The organism is Micromonospora sp. NPDC048170, from assembly GCF_040652795.1.
Taxonomy (GTDB): Bacteria; Actinomycetota; Actinomycetes; order Mycobacteriales; family Micromonosporaceae; genus Micromonospora.
Genome location: NZ_JBEZMR010000042.1, coordinates 26,882 through 47,276 on the forward strand (window position 1 = coordinate 26,882; position 20,395 = coordinate 47,276).

A 20,395-nucleotide genomic window follows, 5' to 3' on the forward strand; every position below is an offset into this window, starting at 1 on the left:
GGGGTACGGCTGCCGGTAGGCTCCGTGGCGGCCCGGCGCCGGCGGCGGCTTTCGCGCGGCGCGGCGCCGGGCATCATTGAGAGCGTTTGGACAACCGCTTGCGGGACGCATTGGGGCGTTTCGTGAGGTACGGGCTGAGGAGGACAACGGTGGAGGAAAACGAACGGGCCGGGCGATGTGTGGTCGCTGTGGACGGGCCGTCCGGTTCGGGTAAGTCCACCGTCTCCCGGCGGCTCGCCGTCGGCCTCGGTGCCCGCTACCTCGACACCGGCGCCATGTACCGGGCCATCACCTGGGCGGTGCTGCGCTCGGGGGTCGACCTGACCGACGCCGGGTCGGTGGCCAAGGTCGCCGGCGAGGTGGACCTGCGCATCGGCACCGACCCCCGGGGGTACGGCGTGACCGCCGACGGCGTGACCGTCGACGCGGAGATCCGCGGACCGGAGGTGACCGGGGCGGTCTCCGCCGTGGCCGCCGTGCCGGCGGTGCGCGCGCTGCTGGTCGCCAGGCAACGCGAGATGATCGCCAACGCGGGCCGGATCGTGGTCGAGGGCCGCGACATCGGGTCCGTGGTGGCCCCGGACGCCCACCTGAAGGTCTACCTCACCGCCTCCGAGTCGGCCCGCGCCGCCCGGCGCAGCGCCGAGGACGCCACCGACGTGGCGGCGACCGCGGCCGATCTGGCCCGGCGGGACCGGCTCGACTCGACCCGCAAGGCCGACCCGCTGACCCAGGCCGCCGACGCCGTGGTGCTGGACACCACCGAGTTGGGCATCGACGAGGTCGTCGCGCGACTGCGCGACCTGCTGACCGGGCGGGGAGTGGCATGACCAACGCCGACGGGTGGGTCGAGTTGCGGGAACCGGACGTCGACACCGAGGAGTCGACCGGTCCCCAGCCGGTCGTGGCCGTGGTCGGCCGCCCCAACGTGGGCAAGTCGACACTGGTCAACCGGATCATCGGGCGCCGCCAGGCGGTCGTCGAGGACGTCCCCGGGGTCACCCGGGACCGCGTCCCGTACGACGCGCAGTGGGCCGGCCGGCAGTTCACCGTGGTGGACACCGGCGGGTGGGAGCCCGACGCCAAGGACCGGGCCGCCGCGATCGCGGCGCAGGCCGAGGCGGCGGTCGTCACCGCCGACGTGGTGCTGTTCGTGGTCGACGCGATGGTCGGCTCGACGGACGTGGACGAGGCGGCCGTACGGATGCTGCGCCGCAGCGCCAAGCCGGTGATCCTGGTCGCGAACAAGGCCGACAACACCGCCATCGAGATGGAGGCCACCTCGCTGTGGTCGCTTGGCCTGGGTGAGCCGTATCCGGTGTCGGCGCTGCACGGGCGCGGTTCCGGCGATCTGCTCGACGCGATCATGGCCGTGCTGCCGGAGGCCCCGAAGATCGTCGAGAACCGCCCGCGCGGCCCGCGCCGGGTGGCGCTCGTCGGCCGGCCGAACGTCGGCAAGTCCAGCCTGCTCAACCGCTTCTCGGGGGAGGAGCGGGCGGTCGTCGACTCGGTCGCCGGCACCACCGTCGACCCGGTCGACAGCCTGGTCGAGATCGGCGGGGAGACCTGGCAGCTGGTCGACACGGCGGGCCTGCGCAAGCGGGTGGGCAAGGCCAGCGGCACCGAGTACTACGCCAGCCTGCGGACCGCCTCGGCGATCGAGGCCGCCGAGGTCGCCGTGGTGCTGTTGGACTCCAGCGAACCGATCAGCGAGCAGGACCAGCGGATCCTGTCCATGGTCACCGAGACCGGCCGGGCGCTGGTGATCGCCTTCAACAAGTGGGACCTGGTCGACGCCGACCGCCGGTACTACCTGGACAAGGAGATCGAGCGCGAGCTGCGCCGCATTCCGTGGGCGATCCGGCTCAACCTGTCGGCGCAGACCGGCCGCGCGGTCGACAAGCTCGCACCGGCGCTGCGCAAGGCGCTGGCCAGCTGGGAGACCCGCGTGCCGACCGCGCAACTCAACTCGTGGCTGACCGCGCTGGTGCAGGCAACCCCGCACCCGGTGCGTGGCGGTCGGGCGCCGAAGATCCTCTTCGCCACCCAGGCGGGTGTGGCCCCGCCGCGCTTCGTGCTGTTCACCACCGCCCCGCTGGACGCCGGCTACCAGCGGTTCGTCGAGCGCAAGCTGCGCGAGGAGTTCGGCTACGAGGGCAGCCCGATCGAGATTTCCGTACGCCCCCGCAAGAAGCTCGGCCCCGGTGGCCGGGGTAAGGCGCACGGCTGACCCTGCCTGATCAGAATGCCGGGTGGGAGGCTTCTCCCGCCCGGCATTTTGCGCTCCACCAACTTCCCTATCCTCCTAGGACGCCGTACGGGTGGTGGGCTGGACGACGCGTTCCGGCACGGGAGGGGGCAGTGCGGACGGAGTGAAGATCCTGCGCTAAGCTGTACCGGCTGCCGCGGGGAGGATCACCGCGGGAGTATCGGGACGTGGCGCAGCTTGGTAGCGCACTTGACTGGGGGTCAAGGGGTCGTCGGTTCGAATCCGGCCGTCCCGACAGCACGAAAAGAGGCCGTCGACCGGGGCATACGCCCTGGCCAACGGCCTCTAACTCGTATTGGGGTAGTAGGGATTTGCTGATCTAGACGGCGCGTAGCTGGGGACCACCTGGGGACCGGCGAGCCTTCAAGTGGGCGCTGAGCGCCGTTCCCGCGTCGGTGATCGACTGTCGGTCAGGGTGCAGGTACCGCTGTGTCGTGCTGAGCGACCCATGCCCAGCGATCTTCCGCAGCACGTGCACCGGAACCCCCGCATCGGCCATCCAGGTCAGCCCGGTGTGCCGCAGGTCGTGCCGGCGTAGATGTTCGTAGCCCAGCTTCGTCACCACCTCGTCCCAGTGCGTCGCGTCCCGCAGAACGGCGGTGCTGATCCGTCCACCACGCGGCCCGGTGAATAGTCGGGAGTGCAGCTCGGCCACCGAGTCCAGGCGGCGGGCGACGATCGGTCGCACTTCGTCGATCAGCGGCACCACGCGTGCGCGCTTTCCCTTGGTGCCCTTGTCGACCAGGCCGCCGGGGCTGGGTGTGGTCTGTCGGCGTACCGTCCACATCCACGACTTCCGGTCGATGTCCTCGGCGCGGACGCCGGAAACCTCGCCGATTCTGGCCGCTGTGCAGGCGGCGAAAATGACCACGTCTCCCCATCCGGGAAAGGCGTTGGCGGACCGTTCCACCAGCGCGGCGGCGAGCGTGGTCAGCGATTCCCAGTCGGGCAGGGCGAGCGTGCGCGGGTCGTCCAACTCGTCTTCTGCTCGCCGGTATTCGCGCTGCCATCCGGTCACCTGGGCGGGGTTGCGCGGAATGATCCCGTCCCGTACGGCCTGCTCCATCACCCGGACCAGCACGGCAAGACTGTTCTTTACCGTGGAACGGCTGCACTCGTCGGCGATCCAGCCGTGCACGGCCCGGTCAACGGCACCGTTCGTGATCATCCGTACGGGGATGTGACCGAGGGCGGGCACCACCCGTTTCCGCCAGCCGGCGAGGTATGGATCCAGCGTCTTCCGCTCTAGGCCACGTAGCGCCAGCGTCATCACGCTGTCGCCGTACTCGGCCAGTCGCTTTGTCGCGGAGACCGGGTCGACGCCACCTTGCGCCGCACTGACCATCCCATCGATCCACGCTTGGGCTTCCTCGGGGGTGGCGACCGTCGTGGACTTTGACAGCCGGCGCTTCGTCGTCGGGTCGACCCATCGGACGCGTGCGCGATAGGGGCGGTCTCGGCCTGCGCGGCATTCCACATCGGAGGTGAGGTGCACGCCGATCGGTGCCTGCTGGGAGGGTGCCATCATGCCGCCTTCGGGTAGACCCGGCGGACAGAAAGCCACCGCTCTACGTCGGCCGTCGCGTACTTCACCACGCGGTCGGAGATCTGAATGAACGGCGGACCCTGCAAGGGCGGGACGGTGCGCCACCGCCGGATGGTCGACGGGTCGACGTCGAGCAGTCCGGCAAGCTCCTCGGTGGACATGAACGGCTTCGGCGAGAGCCGGATGACGTTCTCTACCTCCGGTGCGGTGGGCGTTTCTGGCGGAAAGTTCTGCGTTACGAGTCGCACGGTGAGCGCCTTTCGGGCGAGAGGTGCCGTCGAAGAAGGGTTGGGAAGGTCGGGCTGTAGGGACGCGCTGGGCGGCCCGCTGAGAGCGTCATGAAGCCAAGATCTGCGGCGGGCGGGGGTAAAGGGATGCGCCAGAGTGTCTGTGTGGCTCTCAGCGGGCCGCCCTACGTCGGCGGGCGGCGGGTGGTCGGTGTGTTGCTGCGCGGGAGGGCTGAACCATCTCCGCATCTCCGCATCTCCGCAAACATGGCTGTGAGCTGGGCAAATGCTTGCGGAGATGCGGAGTGCCGTTGAGGGGTCATCTCCGCAAGAGGCCGTCATCTCCGCAGTCGGTTGCGGAGATGCGGAGATCGATGACCGTTGAGGGTCTGATCTCCGCAGAGTGTTTCCCCTGGTAGAGCGTCGTTGCTGCGGCGTTGCGGAGATGCGGAGATGGTTCAGCGGGTTTCACCCTTGGTGGCGCTCGACCCAGAACACGGACCGGTCGCCCCGGTCGTTCTTGCCGGCGCGGATGACGTGATCGCCGCGCCACCGTCCGGCCTGCCCGGTCAGCAGCCGGCCGAGTTGCAGGGGGTTGGGTAGGCGGCCGTTGTGGGTGGTGATGAATTGCCCGTCCCACGGGTCGTTGACGTCGCTGCCGAGGTGCATGGGCTCGGCGTCTTGGCGGAGTTCGGCGGCGGTCATCGCTCGGCCGCTGTGGCGGTCGTGCCAGCAGGTGAGGAACGCGCGCCAGCGCGTTTCGTCTTCATCGATCTCGCGGATGTCGGCGGCGTTGGTGAGGAATCCTTCGATGCCGTGGTGGGCGAGGAATCCGCCGAGGGCTTGCGCCCACGGGGTGAACTGCCGCATCGACAGTCCGGTGACCCGTGGCGCACCTCGGCGGGTCCAGTCGAGGACGAGGACCAGGAGGTGCCACAGGACGGTGAGTTGGTTGGCCGGGTCGGTGATCCATTGGTCGAGGTGGGGAATGCCGAACCCTCGTTGGTCGCGCAGTTCGGGGCGGGGCATGTTCGGGTCGAGGTGCACCCGCACCGTGCGAGACGCCATGTCACCGCCAACCTGAAGGTTGTTGCCGGTGACCATCCACAGCCGGTCGTTGACGGTGGCGACGTTGCGCGACGCCCCAAGCTGCCGGTCGGACCACACGCCGGAGGTGACGAGCTGGGCGAGCACGGCGGAATCGATGACGGTGCCCTCGGCGAGGTTGTCCCAGATCACCACCCCGACCTGCTCGGCCAGAACCGCGGTTATGCTCTTGCGCAGCTCTTCGTCGGAGTATGCCCAGGTCATGACGCGTTGCCCGTAGAGCATTCCCGGCCCGGCGGTCAGGATCGTCTTGCCCGATGACGGCATGGTCGCGTCGATCAGCGCGAACGGCGTCAGTGATCGGGTGAAGTGCCGCAGGATCGGCGTGGCCAGCAGCGCTACATAGTTGGCCCGATCAGCAGCGGACGCCCACGGGAAGTCACGCAGGAACCGGCCGAGCAGGAACGTACGCGCCTCATCTACCTGCTCCGGGGTCGGTTCGTCGGGCACGGGCGGCAGCGCCACCTTGGACGCGAGGTAGAGGCCGGTTGCCGGGTCGTAGCCGGGCCGCTGCAACAGGGTGCCGTCGCGGCGCAGCACCGGGGCACCGATGATCCCGCGCAGCGGCGGCACGCCCGGCCACGTCTTGCCAGCCAGCACCGAGGACAGGATGTCGCGGGGCGGGGTCACCTCGTCTTCGAACATCTCCGGGTCGCCGGTGTCGCTCTTGCGAGTCTTGAGCCGGTACACGTAGGCGTGTTCAGCGAGCAGCCCGGCCAGGCCGGCAGGGTTGACCATGCTCGCCGACACCGGCAGCGGCGAATCCTCGTCGGCGGCGGTGGCGAGGCCGCCGGAGACGGCTTCCATGTGGACGAGAGACCCGGCCGACACGTAGGTGTCGGGCAACAGTCCGTCGACGAGCGCGGCCTTGAGCACGCGGATGGTTTCCGGCCCGGAGCCGATCTGTAGGCGGGTGGTCATGCCGCCGTCCTTCCGATGGTGGCGAGAGTGCGGGGGTTGCGTGCCCCGGTGCGCAGACCGGACGCGATCGTGCGGGCGACCTCGGCGGGCCGCAGGCCGATCGACAGCGCGGCCGGTTCCAGGACGGCGGTCACGTCGTCGTCGGTGAGCGCGCCCCCCGCGGCCAGCTGGCCGAGCGCGACGGCCGAGGCGAACAGCGCGTGGTTGCGCTGCCCATCGGGGGCGGCGGTGAGGTGGGCGACCTGGCGGCGGATCGCAGCCGCCACGTACGGGCCGTGCCGATCGGCCGGCAGCGCCACCGGGGCGGGCCGGTACGCCGGTCGCACGGCGGGGGTGAGCAGGTCTGCCAGCCATGCGGGCAGCGGCGCCGGGTCGCAGTCCAGCGCTACGGCGTAGGGGCGGCCGGCGACAGTGCTGCCGGCGGCGACGACGTAGCCGCCGTGGGCGCGGGTGTCGACCTTCCACCCGAGGCCGCCCCGCTCGCCGGTCGTGTTGCGCAGCTGCGGGCCGGCGGCCGGGTAGCGGTAGTAGAGGTGGCTTCCGCCCCGCCCGGTGGTCACGGTGTACGTGGTGTCGATGCTGCCGCCGTGCCGGTCGGCCAGTGCGGTGAGCACGTCCAGGCCGTCACGCGCACCGGCCCATGCGGCGGGCGGGGTGTCGTCGGCGGTCTTGGGCACGTCGAGGTCGACCACCGCCAGCCCGGACGGGCCGCAGGCGATGCCGATGCCGTAGGGGCGCGTCGACCACGCGCGGCGGATGCGGTCCGGGTCGGTCGTGGCGCGGTCTTCCCAGCCGAGGTGTCGGCCGGCGGCGCGGCAGCGCGGGTCGAGGCCAGTGCAGTTGTCGGCGGTGTGGTCGGGGAACGCGGGCCGCTTGTCGTCGGGGCGCAGCGGGCAGACGTGCCATCCGCGCGCGGCGTGGGCAAGGGCAGCGGCCAACAGGCCAGGGTCGGGCATGAGGTCCCTTCCTTCGGTCGATGGCGGACACAGGGGCGTAGACGGTGGTTCCGGCCGCCCGGCGAGCGCTGAGGGCGTGTGGGCGGGGCAGCGGGGGCCTTGCAGGTAGGGCCGGAGGTTGTCCGGGGTGTGGCAGTAGCGGCCGGCGGTGCCGATCCAGTGACCGCACCGGGCCGCCGGCCCCGTGCGGCCGGCGGTCACCGCGCGGCCCGCCCCGGTCGGGGTCGGACCGCGACGGCGGCGCGAGTCACGGCCTGGCGCACGTCGCCGAGCAGCCCGACCAGTTGGCGGCGGGCGGCGATCTCGCCGGGGGCGAGGGCTACGCGAACGCGTATCTCGGCGTGCTCGCGGCCGGCGGCGGTACGCACCCGCACGAGCACGGCGCGGGCGTGGCCGGCGTCGACCACGATTTCGTCGCTGCGGTGCTCGCCGAGGTTGCAGCGCTGGTCCCGGCCGCACCACGCCGTGTGGCCGGCGGTGCGGCGGGTCATCGTGGGGTGCCCTTGCCGTGTAGTTGGCGCAGGTAGTTGAGGGCGGTGCGGCCGGGGCGTAGGTGTTCTCCGTTGCCGTCGCAGCGGTAGCAGGTGCGGCCGGTGCGCAGGATCAGGGAGCGGCGGCGGCCGGTGCCCTGGCAGCGTCGACAGCGCCGGAACGGCCGGACCCAGCACAGTCCGAGGTAGCAGAGCGTGACGGTGGCGAGGGTGAGCAGGATCAGGCCGGCGGTGGTGCCGGCGGTGGTCGCGGTCGCGGCGAGGTGGGACACGATGAGCCCTCCTGAGGCGGTTTTCGGGCGTGGGAGGTGGGCGACGCGACCCGCGACCGGCCTATGTCTGGGCTGACCAGGCCGGTCGCGGGTCGGGTCGCGTCAACGCGACCGGTCGCGGACAGGCCGCGACCGTTCAGGCGCTCTTGCGGCGGCTGATCGCGGCGTCGATGGCGTCGGCTTTGGCTCCCTTGAGGGCCTTGCCGGCGCGCTTGACATCTACGCTCGGTACACCGAACGCGCGGACCTGAGCGGAGATCGATTCGGCGGTGGTGTCGGCGTAGTGCTCCGGCATCCGCTCGGCCAGGCGGGCGGCGATGTCGTCCCACTGCAACCCGCGCTCGCTGGGGCCGAACAGCGCCCGCACGTCGGCGAGCACGTCTCGCGAGTCGCGGGCGATGTCTTCCCCGGCGGCCATGCCGGTCAGGGTGCCGGCAGCCTCGCGCAGCTTGCGCGCCGCGATCAGGATCTTTTCCGCGTCGTCGGCGTCGGCGAGGTACGTGCGCACGGTGGGGGTGGCGTCCGATGCGCCGCGCAGGATGCCGACGCCCTTGTAGCTGGGCAGCAGCGTCGAGGAGTCGTAGCCCTCGGAGTTGGCCCCGGCCCCCAACACGAGATCGGACACGTTCCACGAGCCGGTACGCAGGGAGAACCGCACCTGGTGGTTGTCGCGGAAGCTGATGAACTGGGTAGCGACCTGCCCCCCACCAACCCCCGAGGGACGTTGGGTGGCGTCGACGAACATCACCCCGGCCGCCGGGGCGACCTTGACCAGGTACACCAGCAAGGATGCGATTTCCTTGCTGATGTCGCCGAGGTCGAAGTACTCCTGAAACTCGTCCAGGAACACGGCCCGCACCGGCATCCGGTACTTCGGGTCACGGGCGATCTCGCGGGTCAGCTTGCCTTCCGGGCAGACGTCGGCGGGCAGCTTCGACAGCTGCTCGTAGCGGTCCTGCACATCGGCCTTGATCTCCCGCAACGCTTCAAGCACGATCTCGGCGGGGTCACCGTCGCGGGTCATCGCCAGCCCGAACGCGCACCGGTCCGCGACCAACGCGAACTTGCGCCAGTCGGGCTTGCCGCCGCCGTCGAGGACGGTCAGCTTCACGTACGGGTCCAACGCGGCGTAGAGAGCCAGCAGGCGGGCGGCGAACGTCTTGCCCTGCCGGGGCTGCGCCCCGATCAGGACGCTGTTCCACATCAGGTCAACGGCGACCTTGTTGCCGCGCTCGTCCAGCCCGAACGGGGCCGGCTGCCAAATGTCGGTCGGCTTGCACCGCAACAGCGGCGTGCGCCCGGCACCGGCCGCCAGGGGGTCACGGTCGGCCACCCACAACGTGTGCCGGCGGTGGCTGGACGGGTCGCGGGTGATGAACACCTGCGACACCGCCACGTCAAGGCCGGAGGCGATAGCACCACGGGCCTTCACCGCGTCGTCGAACGTCTTGCCGTACGGCAGATCGATCGACACCTGAGAACCGGTGCCGGACGGGTCACGGGCCATCGTGGAACCGAACTCCACCCGCTGGTGCGCCTTGTCCGGGTGGCCCAACCCCGCCGCGTAGTAGGCGCGAAGGATGATGTCCGGGTTGACCCGCCGGAAGCGCCCCGCCACCGTCGCGGGAGTGATGATCGGCCGGTCGTCCGGGCGGCCGACATGGGCCAGGTACGCCACCGCCAGCCCGACCCCAGCGGTCAGCGCCCACCACGGCGCGACGGCCCACGCGATCGGCCCGCCGATGCCGAGGGTCAACGCCTCCGCGGTGAGAACGATCGCGCGCCACGCGCGGGTGGCCTTGACCTCCCGGTGCAGCTTGTGCCAGGTCTGCGCGTCGCCCGCGTCGGCGGCGGCCTGCCGCAACCCGGTCTGCTCACTGACCCACCACCACCGCAACTGACGGCCGGTCAGCCGGAACACCCCGACCGTCGACCAGAACGCGGCCTGCGTGGCGTACCAGGGGGCACGCACCGCGTGGAACCCCACCCGATACGCGCTCACCTCGGCCAACTCACGGACGCTGTGCCGGATGTTGCGCCAACCCGACCACCCCGCCGGGATGATCGGCCGCCGACCAGACGGGCCAGCCTGCGGCGGCTCCACCGGCATCCCGCCGGCCTGCGGCATCTCGTCCAACGGCACGTCAAAGTGCGTGCCACCCGCCGGCCGGGGCCGGGGGGCCGACCGGCGGGCGCGGGCGTCGTCCAGGTCGACAACCTCAGCGCCCGGGCCGGCGGTGAGGTCGGCCTCAGCGGCCTGCCAGTCGAAACGGTTCTCATCAGGGGCAGTCATGATGGGTGTTCCTCCATCTGATCCGTACTCGGGTCGGGGTTGAGGGCCGGCGGCACGGCGCGGTTTTCCAGGCCAGGTGCCGTGCCGCCGGGCGGGGTCAGCTCTTGACGGAGACGCGGTTGCCGCAGTCGCCGCAGGTCGCGTGCGTGCGCTGGCTGTCGGCGGTGATGTCGCGCCAGTTGCTTTCGTTGCCGCAGGCCGGGCACCACAACTGCGAGGTGCCGGTGGTGATGCGCCCGCCGGTGGAGCCGATCGAGATGCTTGCCATCAGGAGTTTCTCCTTCGCTGGGGTGGGTTAGGCAGCGCAGAACAGGGCGGCGATGAACAGCCAGCCGATGTGCCAGGACTGGTCCAGGGCGTAGGCGCCGGTGCCCAAGCTCGGGTTGTCGTCGTAACCGGGCCGGGGTGCGCCGAGGGCGTAGAAGCGGGCCGAACCGAGGGCGGCGGCGATGCGCTGGAGCGGGGTGCGCCGGTCGGCGACGTAGTGCGAGACGGCCGAGATGGTCAGCCCGACCGCCACGCCCCACGGGGCCAGCCGCAGGCCGGTACCGGCGACCAGGAACAGCAGCGCGACGGCGGCGGTGAGGGTGTAGGTGGTGACGTGGGCGGCGCAGGCGATACGGCCCGGCCATCCGGGCTGACCCTTGCAGTCGGCCTGGTGCTGGGTCTGTACCCAGTGGTCGGCGACCTGGTGGGCGACGTAGAGGGCGACGAACACGGCAGCGAACGTGGCGGCGTGGCGGCCGGTGGGATCTGCGAACATGGGTGCCTCTCCTGAGGTTGTCTGGCTGAGGGGCGAGGGCCGGCGGCGCGGCACGGTTCCTAGGCCGAGGGGCCGCGCCGCCGGGCGCAGCTAGTCGTGAGTGCGGACGAGGTGTGCGAGGGCGGCACCCATGCCAAGCACCGCGACCGGCAGGCAGGCGACGGCGGTGGTGATCCACCACGGGGCCGAGGTGACCCCGGCGGCTTCCAAGAGGTGGTAGGCGATCTGGCCGAGCGCGCCGACAGCGAGGGAGCCGAGGGCGGACCACTTGGCGAACCGTCGGGCCGGGGCGGGCACTCGCCCGGACAGCCACACGTAGAGGGCGTACGCGCCGTACGTCTCCACCCCGATCGGCAGGGTGATCGCCGAGTTGATGGAGAAGCTGTCCCAGATGCCCGGCAGCGGGTGCACCACCCCGAACCCGGTGAGTCCGCCAAGCCCGACCCACCCGGACCAGATCGCCACGAATGCCGGCAGCGCCAGCAGCACCACCGGCCACACCACCGCCGGACGGACCGGCGCGGGCGGGGTGGGCGCGTCCGGGTGACCGACCACCGTGACCTGCCCCTCCGGCTCAGCAGGCGTGATCTTCGCCGAGGTGGCCGGCACGGGGTCGGCCGGCGGGGTGTGTCCGGGTGCGACCGGGGCGGGGGCCGGGTGCGGGCCGATCGGCTCGGCGTAGTCCCACGCCACCGCAGCCGGCTCGGTGACGTCGGCGGGCGCGTTGTCGAGCGGCAGGAGCGCACCCCGGACGACCATCGCGGCGCGGATCTGCTCGACCCGGGTCTGCTTCTCGTGCTCGGCGACCAGGCGGGCGCGCAGGTCGTCTGCCTTCGGTGCGCCGATGTGGAACTCGCGCATCAACCGGTTACGCGACGGCAGGCCGCCGAGTTCGGTGGTGAGCTTCCGCGCGGCCGGCAGAAGCGCGTCTACCGGCTGGGGGTAGCGGGTGCCGTTGATCGTGGGGGCGGTCATGCTGCGTCCTCCTGGGGGAAGGCGCACGCGAGGCATTCGCCCAGCGAGCGCGGAATGTAGTAGGGCCGCACCTGACGGCAGATACGGCAGGTACGACGGGCGGTCAGCGCCTTGCCGATGGCGGCGCGCTGGGCGGGGGTGGCGGTGCGCTTGGGCCGCGCCAGGTCGACCCGGTACAGGTAGGCGGCGCGGGTACCACCGACACCACGCCAGAGCACCTGAGCGGCGACCGGCTGACCACCGGGGCGCAGGCCGGCGGCGGTCAGTTGACGGCGGGTGGCGTAACCGTGCGGGGCACCCCGCCACCAGTAGGTAGGGATGCCGTAGCGGGTGCCGTCCGGGTCGTGGTAGGCGGCGCGGATGCGGGGCATCAGGCCGCGCGGTGCGGGCCGGCGAGGGTACCGGCGGCCAGCTCGGCGGCGGCGCGGGTGACGCGGGCCTCGGCCCGGCGCAGCCGCCGCCAATCCAGGACGGTCGGGCCGCCGTGGTCCTCGGCGTAGAACATCGTGATTTCGGCGTCGAGCACGTCCAGTTCGGCCGCGATCAACGGCCATTCCGTGTCGATCGCGGCCAGGTCGGCAGCGGTCGGCTCGGCGGTGACGGGGGCGAGGTGCGTTCGCACAGGAACCTCCGGTACAGGTCAAGACAGCGGGGATCCTCGGAGCCAGGCCGGTGCCGCGACGGAGTAGCAGACGCGCCACCGGCCCGGAAACCGAGGTTGTGCAGCACGCGCTATCCGCTTTGCTCGCCCCGCTCGCCCGGGACATACCGGGGTCGACCACCAGGTGGCTCATGGCAGGGATGCCGCTCGGCGGCTTCACGCGTGCTCATTCCTGTCGCTGTGGAGTTCTCAATGAACGGCCTGATCCGGCGTCTCATGGGCGTGCGGCAACGTGTGCCGTCGTCCCCCGAGCCATCCGGCCGATACAACGTGGCGTTGTATTCGTGACGCTACAGCGTCACGTTGTATTCGAGCAAGCGCTCATACCGCGTAGGCTTGTACTGATGACTGACGCAGACCTGCCCGCCGACTGGTGGACGACGGACCACGTACGCACCTACCTCGCTTCGGTAGGTGCCCCGATTAGTCGTGCAACCTGGGCTTCTTACGTCTCGCGAGGGCAGGCGCCCGCACCCGATCGGATGTTCGGCCGGTCCCCGGCCTGGCAGCCCGAGACCATCCGAAAGTGGCAGGCCGAGAGGCCACGTAGAGGCACCACCGGCTAGGTCGGATCATCCGGTGCCTCCCGTCCTCGGCTCCCGTTTGCGGCGGCACCTTGCTCGCCTGCCAATGAGCCTGCCCGGCGGGCGGCGATCCGGGCAGGTACTACGCACGGACACGAAGGACACGACGTATGTCCACTGAGGGCCCCCGGCAGTTCAAGCCGAACCTTGTGCTGGTCAACCGTCGAAAGGCGGCCGGATGGGAGTCGCGCAAGCGAGCGGCGCGCGAGCTGCACCGCGTCGGCCAGCAGCGCGGCATCCGGGAGACACCCACGGTCGAGGCCATCGAGAAAGCGATGTACCGCCACGAGACCGGGCGCGTAGCGGTCACCGATCCCATCTACCGGCAGCTCTACTGCCTGGCGTACGGAGCAAAGCCCCACGATCTGTTCGGTGAGCTGACCAGCGGCGCTGAGGATCGCCCACACTTCTCAGCGCGATCTCACAAGTTCGTGACGGCATTTGTCGGCGCTGACGGCGCTGCCCGACTGTGCGATGCCGCAGGCTGCGCGCCAGCGGTGGGGGAGTGGCACACCTGCTACTCGGCGTCCGTCGAGCATCCAGAAGGTGACTGCACCCTCTACGTCTGGCCGTGCGGGTCGGTGGTCTTCCACCTTGTCGAGCCTGTGCAGTTGTCCACGATCGCGGCGTTAGCCGCGTGGCGGGTAGCGTCGTACGGCGACAATATCAATTGGGCCATCGATTACCTCGCGCCCATTGCGCCAGTCGAAGATGAGTCTGCGGTGTATGTGCTTGGTGCTCACTGGGTCGTTGAGCCAGCATGGCCGGCAGAGTTGCTAGGAACTGCGCTGCGTATCATGTCGACGCCGAAGGTGTTGCTACACCGCGACCGCCCTATGGATGACGAGCACCTGGCGCACGCCGAACTGATCGAGCAGTCGTTGCTATCCGAGGCATACGACCACGTAGGCATCGAGTCTTTCGGCTTGCAGGGCATTTCGGTAGGCTACGCCTCTTGGTCCGGGGTTGTGTACCACCCCATCTCAGCCGAGCGTGCTCTAACGGAGGCCGAGATAATCTCCTGCGAGCTTGCGATTCAATCCATGTGGGCATATAGCGACGCGATTGCCCGCCAGGTAGAGCAGGGGCGAGACCCGCGAGTGCCATCCGAGTATGGATGGCGTTACCTTCGGGGAGTACGCTCCCGACTTACTATTTCCCGCCTGCGGGAGCCCGGACAACATCAGGCGATGCGTCGAGCAATTTTGCGGACGTGTGACCTGATGCCAGCCCTAGACCAAGCTATCGAAACCCTCCGTGAGCCGGATCGAGGTTGAGCCAATGACATCGGGTCGCCCTGTGCTTGTTGTGACTGACATGCAGAACGGCTTCGTGCGAGAGCAATCAGCGCACATCGTTCCTGTCGTTGTCGACTTGGTGCGCCGTTGGCAGGCAGCCGGCGGCGACACGCTTTTCACCCGGTACCTGAACTACCCTGGTAGTCCATTTGAACGTTTCTTTGGTTGGCAACGGCTCCAGTCTTCCCCGGACATTGACTTCGCACACGAGCTGAAGCTGTATGTAGATCAGGGCGTGACACTGGACAAGAGGATCTACAGCCCATTCACCTCGGAGGGGATCGCGCTCTTCAAGCAGCGCGGATGGGAAGAGTTCTACTTCTGCGGTATCGCCACCGAAAGTTGCGTCTTAAAGGGGGCCGTGGACGCGTTCGAGCACGACTTCACGCCGTGGCTCATCGCGGATGCCTCGGCGAGCCACGCGGGCACTGAGGCGCACGAGGCGGGGCTACTGGTAGCGCGACGGTTCATCGGCCCTGGCCAGGTAATCCAGCTAGCCGACATCCCCGCCGCGCTCATCGACCTGTCACCGGAGTCACCGTAGTCACCAAGCCCATCATGAATTACGGAAACGCCCTCGAACCTCGATGACAGCCCAACGTACCGCGACCAACACCAGTTAGTCGGATCTGCTTTGTGTAGGATGGTCTGCAAGAAAGTCCATCTCATTCGCGTATTGCTGAGGCACCCGAAGGTGTCTTTCGACCGATTGCCATCGGGCAAGTTCCTCTCGCACCTTATGTGGGACCCCGGTGCTCTCGTCGGCAGGTGCTACGTCCGGGTGGCTCATGGCTTCTATTACGGGAGTTGCCCTGCCTAGCCCGGCTGGATACTTAGCGAGAAGCTCCAGCAATTCGTTGTGTTCACGCATTCGGAGAGACGACCAGGTTAGCCAGCATCCGCCAATGATTGCGTTAGGACTGTAGTCCTTAAAGTTCAACTTCTGGTTTGCCGCTTCACGCAAGACGTGATCCGATATGGGGTTCCTATTCCCGATCCTGGGCCCAAACGGACTCCTTGTCTGCTGCACAGCCTGCCCCAGTTGATCTAGTAAATCTTGTGGGTCATGGAATCTCCAAAAGTCGGTGTATCCAGTCAGGAACCAATCCGTCAGGGCGCTGCCGGTCGAGATAAGCCCTATCCCGTAGGCGGTAAGAGTCGTTTGCTTCCAAAGGGTAGACAACTTATTTGAATTGGTTGCTGGGTGAAGTTCGGGCAGCTTGATGTGTCCCCGCGACCACGCGTACGCTCTGACGACCCGGTGCGACTTGGCCTCAGGATTAGCCCCGTGATACACGTCATCAAAGAGAGAAGCGCAAAAATTGATCCACTGGAATCTGTTGATAGGGCCAGTCGGCCCTGGACCGACGAACAAGCCAACCCAACCCATCGCCGAGATCTGAAGCGCGTTGGTGCTGAAATGAACTGAGTCGCTCTGAGAACTCGTGATGAGATTGCTCCTAATTTCGTCCTTGACCAGCGCTTCTCGTGGACCTGTAGCGCTAGCCATCAAGGAGCCGAGTGCCGCCAAGGGTGCGGTTGTGCGCGCGACCCGGTCAGACGTCTGGACGCAACCGTCGATGGTCTGCCTTATCAGCTTCCTGAAGGTGGGGTGTGTGATGGTTACAAAGGGTAGGCAGCTGCATAGGAACAACAGAATGTTTGCACGCTTATCCCACCTCCGCTTAACCTTCTCATTTAAGAGATTGCAGAAGAACCGCTCGGCTCCCGACTCGGAGTGCTTCTCGCAAATCTGGACGGCCAGCTGTGCGATTACATCCCATTCTGCATTGGAGATCTTGGGCGCTAAGGTTCTTGCCAGCTTTTCTGGTGAGTCGTGAGTTCGTGTCAGATGGTAAGCAGCGAAGTACTCCAGGAAAGTCCTATGAGTGAATTTGTAGAGGTTCTCGCCATCGGCCGTGGAGCCGGCGTCGCTAAATACCCATGCACGTCCGCGACAGAAAGTGACGAACTCGGTCGCTGCCGCTTCGGCTTCATATGGATCCTCGAAGTCGTGTTGCCGTAGGTACGTAGTTGTCTGTCGGACGAGCACGGATTCCGGGACACCCTCGCTTCCGTCGCTCTGCGTCAATATCCAGTGCGCCAGGTATTTCATAGCAGGATCAACGAGTCTGCCTACACGTAGCTCGACGTGAATTTTACGGCTGCTATCCCATTTTTCGAACAGCATTGTCGCGCAGCGCTCGTACACCGCGGGTCGATTGCGCGGGATAGAGTGTTCTCCCCGATAGATGATGCACATGAGCGCGAGGAGTAGAGGGTTGGCGCGTAGGTCCGGGACCGAGGAGCTTTCCTCCATGAATGATGATGTCCAGGAGAATGCTTCTTCTGAACTCAAGGAATCGTCTTGCTTGAACCATTTCGAAACATACTCCTGAATCTGATCCTCGTTGAAGCCAAAGATCTCAAAGGAGGTGAACTGGTTCGGATCCATAGGTGCCTGATCGTAACCGACTCGACGACTTGTGACTAGTACCCGCGTGAGCGGATAGCGAGAGCAGAAAAGGCCAACGAGATCGGTAACCTCTCGCCGTTTGCTGGTATCCAGGAGTTCGTCCAACCCGTCGAAAATGACGAGACAACGCCCGGATATCAAAAGTCGTTCTATGAGCCCTTGCGGAGGCGCACACTGGTATGTCACGTTCAGGAGCTTCTCGATGTGTTGCAAGATCGACTCATCGATGACCTTGCCGGCGGCGAAGTCGCGCAGGGTAACAAGAATTGGAACTAGTCCGCTTCCGCCTGTCGCGGTGTAGTGCATGGTGACAGTTGCGGCGGTAGATTTTCCGCCGCCTGGGTCACCTAGCAGTACCGTGCGGTCAATAAGCCGTATCAAGTCATCTAGTCTAAGCGGCACCTCCTCGTGGCTGACGCCTACCCTTTTTAGGTTCGGGCTAACGTAGATCTCCGAGATTGGTACCCGCTTCCGTCTGTCGAAATCAGGCGGCGTTAGGTGGCCGTGATGCCGTGTTGCTTGAGGCAGATAGTGTCGGAGAAAGCGTTGTTCTTCGTCTGCTTCAGTTGGCTTACTTTCGGCTGGGCTTGCGAGGCGCCGCTCGATCGCTTCAAGAATGGAAGCTAGTCGCTGGTAGTGCGCTTGCGAATGGATCTTCTCGGCAATGGTCGGGTATTGATCGTCGAGCATACTCGCAAGTGCATCGCATTCCTCCTTCATGATGCCGAATACCTGCTTGACAAAATCGGCTCTCTGGCCGTCCGGCACATCAGGAAGCAAAGACTTTGAATCGTCGACCCATCTTGAGAGGATGGAATTTTTTGAGGCTTGTGGGGCTCTGGCGAGAGTTGCGACGAGCGTTTCGAATGCGATGCCATCGGTGATTGGATCCGTCATGAACGCCCGGAAAGAATCTCTATCCATTCCTGCTGGATAGGAGACTGCCGTGAAGCGAAGTGATTTGACTAGTCTCGGTGTCGACAGGATGCCGGCTACTGCGTCCTCGTCGGACTCCCTATTCCGGCGACGGCGGACCCCTTGACTGATTTGCGCCGCCACGCGCTGGCCTGCGCCTGCTATTGCTCCGCCGATGACTTCGGCTGCAATTCCCTCGATCAATGCCGTTCCCCTCAGGTTAGGAAGACAGCATAGGGAAGCAGGACTCGGTTCGGGGGTGTACACGCCGTCGGCGAGGCGCCCCTGCGTGTTTTGACAGCAGCAGTAGGAGCGGCGTGAAGCCCGGTCGAAGCGTAGGGCGGGGAACTCGGGGACCAGGTGGGGACCACACGGCCTGCGCGATGGTGCGCGGCACGACGTCGGCTGCACGGCCTGATCTTGGGGATAGCGTGTGTGACGTGCGGGAACGCTTACCAAATCGTCCTGGGGGTCAAGGGGTCGTCGGTTCGAATCCGGCCGTCCCGACACTGTTCAGAGGGCATATCTCATCGATGGATATGCCCTCTCGTCGTATCTGGGTGACTAACTGAGTGACTACGCCTCAGCGTCGAAGATCCGATCCATGGCGACGGCACCGCTCAGGAGCACCGGCCGCAGTTGGTGCCGGTAGACGCTCTCGGTGACGGTCGTGCCGGAGTGGCCGCAGAGGTCGGCGATCTGCTCGATACTGACGCCGCTGTCGGACAACAGGGATACGAAGCTGTGCCGCAGCTCGCGGGGGGTCCAGTCGCGCGGGTCGAGGCCCGCTTTGACGACGACCAGGCGGAAGGCCCGAAGCACGTTGTGCCGATCGAGGGCCGTGCCGGCGGCGGAGGGAAAGACGAGACGGTCGGCGGCAGGCTCGCCCTGGTGCTCGCGGAGGTTCGTGAGCGCGGTGACGCACCGGGCCGGCACAGGGCCAGGGTGCGACGCGACTTCTTGGTCTTGGTGTCTCCGTCAGTGCGGACCGAGCGCCACACCTGGATGGACGGTGGCACGGACGGGTCGTCATGCGGCCTGCCAGTGAGGTCGACGTGTGCCCAGATGAGGGCGCGCAGTTCCTCGGTGCGAGCGCCGGTCAGCAGTGAGAGCACGACGTAGGCGTGCAACGAACTGCCCTCGGCGGCGATCAGAAGCGCCTTGGCGTGGTCGAGGGTCAAGGACTTGGACGGACGCCCAGAGCGACCCGTGGGGACGCCGCAGAGGGCTACGACGTTGCGCTTGACCTTGTCCCGCGCCATGGCCCGATTGACCGCGCGGTTCAGCAAGGAGTGAAGCAGGCGCAGGGTTCGAGTGCTCAGGTGCTGGGACTTGCCCAGTAGCCAGCGGTCGACGTCGGTGGCGCTGAGGTCCCGCAGCTTCCTCGCGCCGAGGTCGCTGATGATGTGGGAGCGCACGAGAGTTTCGTAGTTCGCCTTGGTGTTCTCGGACTGTCGGCTCAGGCCGTAGGTGAGCCAGTCGGTGAGAGCGGCGGCCACAGTCTGCCCGTCCTGGACGAGGGCGAGGCCGTCTTCGTAGTCGCGGGATACTAGAAGACCGGGGTCACACGCCCACGCGCTACCAGGACGAGATCACTTGGCGCATGCCCACCGCCGAGGAAGCCAGGGCTCTGCACTTGGGACCAGCGACGCCGGTTGGTCGACTCCTCCGCACGACGCTTGACCAAAACGATCTACCTGTCGAGGTCTACCAAGTGATCCTGCCGGGTGACCGACACGTCCTGCTTTACGAGGTGGAAGCCTGATGGATCTCACGCCCGTAACCCTGACAGGATCGATCATCCGACTTGAGCTGCTCGGGCTGCACCACGCGGCAGGACTGCTGAAGGCGGCTTCGCACGACGAGATCTGGTCGTATCTTGACGAGCCCACGCCGCAGCGGATCGAGAATGCCGAAGCGCTGATCCGGGACGCGGAGAACGAGCGGGCGCAGGGTGCCCGACTTCCTTTCGCCACAATCGACCTGAGCACCGGCGAGGTCATCGGAAGCATCAGTCTGATCGACATTCGGCAGCGTGACAGAGCCGTCGAGGTCGGGTGGGCTTGACTGACTCCGAGTAGTTGGCGGACCGGCGCTTCACGCGAATCCGTCTTCATGCTCATGCACCACGCTTTCGAGACCATGGGCACCATCCGCGTCGCTTACAAGACCGACAGCCGCAACGTCCGGTCCCAGAACTCGATCCTTGGCATCGGTGCCAAGCAGGAAGGCATCTTCCGCAGTCACCGCATCCTCAGCGATGGCTACGTACGGGACTCGATCTAACTACAGCGTCATCGAAGCGGAGTGGCCTGCCGTCCGCGACCGCTATCACGCTCGGCAGGTAGCGGCCGGCTGCCGGCCGATCGGTGAGAACTTTCTGTACGTGTTCAAGGCGGCCCTGAAGGGCCGCACGCGCCGCCGCCTGGGCGCGCGTCCGACGCTCCGCTGTCACTCCACGCCGGCCACGCAACACGCCCGGCGGCTGGCGCGGAGAGCGGGAAGCCCGGGCCGCCGCAGACGGCAGACGCCAAAAGTGGTTGCGGTTCGCGGGCCGGCAGCCGGCCGCGGGGGGGCCCCCGGGCGGGGCGCGGCGGGGGGGGGGGCCGGGCGCGCCGCGCGGCCGGGGGGGCCCCCCCCC

The 20,395-nt window shown here is 67.5% G+C and carries 18 protein-coding genes, 1 tRNA gene and 2 pseudogenes; 7 read left to right on the plus strand and 14 right to left on the minus strand.

All coding sequences use genetic code 11. The annotated features are described in order from the left end of the window. Positions 1 to 149: 149 nt before the first annotated feature. The 3 genes from cmk to AB0D32_RS30415 all read left to right on the plus strand — a co-directional run bounded on the left by cmk (position 150) and on the right by AB0D32_RS30415 (position 2,504). Entirely contained in the window at positions 150 to 830 is a 681-nt protein-coding gene (gene cmk, locus AB0D32_RS30405) for a (d)CMP kinase (protein ID WP_357097571.1), read from the plus strand. Next, entirely contained in the window at positions 827 to 2,230 is a 1,404-nt protein-coding gene (gene der / locus AB0D32_RS30410) for a ribosome biogenesis GTPase Der (RefSeq protein ID WP_357097573.1), read from the plus strand. Before cmk ends, der begins: the two co-directional genes overlap by 4 nt. Positions 2,231 to 2,430: 200 nt before the next feature. Then, a tRNA-Pro gene (locus tag AB0D32_RS30415) sits at positions 2,431 to 2,504 on the plus strand. 84 nt (positions 2,505 to 2,588) lie between these two features. On the opposite strand, the gene AB0D32_RS30420 is transcribed toward AB0D32_RS30415, so the two are convergent. From AB0D32_RS30420 to AB0D32_RS30475, 12 genes are all read right to left on the minus strand, one after another. Further along, complete coding sequence (locus tag AB0D32_RS30420; RefSeq protein ID WP_357097575.1) at positions 2,589 to 3,794, minus strand: site-specific integrase; 1,206 nt, start codon at positions 3,792 to 3,794, stop codon at positions 2,589 to 2,591. Next, entirely contained in the window at positions 3,794 to 3,976 is a 183-nt protein-coding gene (locus AB0D32_RS30425; protein ID WP_357097612.1) for a helix-turn-helix domain-containing protein, read from the minus strand. Before AB0D32_RS30425 ends, AB0D32_RS30420 begins: the two co-directional genes overlap by 1 nt. Positions 3,977 to 4,510: 534 nt before the next feature. Beyond that, positions 4,511 to 6,070, minus strand: a complete 1,560-nt coding sequence (locus AB0D32_RS30430; protein WP_357097577.1) for a hypothetical protein — start codon at positions 6,068 to 6,070, stop codon at positions 4,511 to 4,513. After that, positions 6,067 to 7,026, minus strand: coding sequence for a bifunctional DNA primase/polymerase (locus tag AB0D32_RS30435; RefSeq protein WP_357097579.1), 960 nt, complete (start codon positions 7,024 to 7,026; stop codon positions 6,067 to 6,069). Before AB0D32_RS30435 ends, AB0D32_RS30430 begins: the two co-directional genes overlap by 4 nt. A gap of 197 nt (positions 7,027 to 7,223) precedes the next feature. Next, positions 7,224 to 7,517 (minus strand): hypothetical protein, encoded by a 294-nt coding sequence (locus AB0D32_RS30440; RefSeq protein WP_357097581.1) that lies wholly within the window; start codon positions 7,515 to 7,517, stop codon positions 7,224 to 7,226. Continuing rightward, positions 7,514 to 7,789, minus strand: a complete 276-nt coding sequence (locus AB0D32_RS30445; RefSeq protein ID WP_357097583.1) for a hypothetical protein — start codon at positions 7,787 to 7,789, stop codon at positions 7,514 to 7,516. The genes AB0D32_RS30440 and AB0D32_RS30445 overlap by 4 nt, the downstream gene beginning before the upstream one ends. A 136-nt stretch (positions 7,790 to 7,925) precedes the next feature. Next, complete coding sequence (locus AB0D32_RS30450) at positions 7,926 to 10,082, minus strand: cell division protein FtsK (RefSeq protein WP_357097585.1); 2,157 nt, start codon at positions 10,080 to 10,082, stop codon at positions 7,926 to 7,928. 97 nt (positions 10,083 to 10,179) lie between these two features. Beyond that, positions 10,180 to 10,350 carry a hypothetical protein gene (locus AB0D32_RS30455; RefSeq protein WP_357097587.1) on the minus strand — a complete coding sequence of 57 codons (171 nt, stop codon included), beginning with the start codon at positions 10,348 to 10,350 and terminating at the stop codon, positions 10,180 to 10,182. Positions 10,351 to 10,377: 27 nt separating this feature from the next. After that, complete coding sequence (locus AB0D32_RS30460) at positions 10,378 to 10,845, minus strand: DUF3307 domain-containing protein (RefSeq protein ID WP_357097589.1); 468 nt, start codon at positions 10,843 to 10,845, stop codon at positions 10,378 to 10,380. A 90-nt stretch (positions 10,846 to 10,935) separates the two neighbouring features. Continuing rightward, complete coding sequence (locus AB0D32_RS30465; protein WP_357097591.1) at positions 10,936 to 11,820, minus strand: ABC transporter permease; 885 nt, start codon at positions 11,818 to 11,820, stop codon at positions 10,936 to 10,938. After that, a complete protein-coding gene (locus tag AB0D32_RS30470) occupies positions 11,817 to 12,191 on the minus strand; it encodes an RRQRL motif-containing zinc-binding protein (RefSeq protein WP_357097593.1) in 375 nt (124 codons plus the stop codon). Before AB0D32_RS30470 ends, AB0D32_RS30465 begins: the two co-directional genes overlap by 4 nt. After that, positions 12,191 to 12,442 (minus strand): DUF6284 family protein, encoded by a 252-nt coding sequence (locus AB0D32_RS30475; protein WP_357097595.1) that lies wholly within the window; start codon positions 12,440 to 12,442, stop codon positions 12,191 to 12,193. The genes AB0D32_RS30470 and AB0D32_RS30475 overlap by 1 nt, the downstream gene beginning before the upstream one ends. 733 nt (positions 12,443 to 13,175) lie before the next feature. Here AB0D32_RS30475 and AB0D32_RS30480 point away from each other — a divergent pair. Both AB0D32_RS30480 and AB0D32_RS30485 read left to right on the plus strand, forming a co-directional pair. Then, complete coding sequence (locus AB0D32_RS30480) at positions 13,176 to 14,342, plus strand: hypothetical protein (protein WP_357097597.1); 1,167 nt, start codon at positions 13,176 to 13,178, stop codon at positions 14,340 to 14,342. A gap of 4 nt (positions 14,343 to 14,346) precedes the next feature. After that, positions 14,347 to 14,907, plus strand: a complete 561-nt coding sequence (locus AB0D32_RS30485; protein ID WP_357097614.1) for a cysteine hydrolase — start codon at positions 14,347 to 14,349, stop codon at positions 14,905 to 14,907. Positions 14,908 to 14,982: 75 nt separating this feature from the next. On the opposite strand, the gene AB0D32_RS30490 is transcribed toward AB0D32_RS30485, so the two are convergent. Both AB0D32_RS30490 and AB0D32_RS30495 read right to left on the minus strand, forming a co-directional pair. Then, positions 14,983 to 17,958, minus strand: coding sequence for an NACHT domain-containing protein (locus AB0D32_RS30490; RefSeq protein ID WP_357097599.1), 2,976 nt, complete (start codon positions 17,956 to 17,958; stop codon positions 14,983 to 14,985). 372 nt (positions 17,959 to 18,330) lie between these two features. Further along, a pseudogene (locus AB0D32_RS30495) lies at positions 18,331 to 19,298 on the minus strand (tyrosine-type recombinase/integrase); the annotation flags it as partial. 59 nt (positions 19,299 to 19,357) lie between these two features. Between AB0D32_RS30495 and AB0D32_RS30500 the strand changes: the two are divergent. Both AB0D32_RS30500 and AB0D32_RS30505 read left to right on the plus strand, forming a co-directional pair. Further along, complete coding sequence (locus AB0D32_RS30500; RefSeq protein WP_357097601.1) at positions 19,358 to 19,519, plus strand: UTRA domain-containing protein; 162 nt, start codon at positions 19,358 to 19,360, stop codon at positions 19,517 to 19,519. After that, positions 19,519 to 20,040 (plus strand): annotated as a pseudogene (locus AB0D32_RS30505) (GNAT family N-acetyltransferase). Before AB0D32_RS30500 ends, AB0D32_RS30505 begins: the two are co-directional and overlap by 1 nt. Positions 20,041 to 20,395 lie beyond the last annotated feature (355 nt).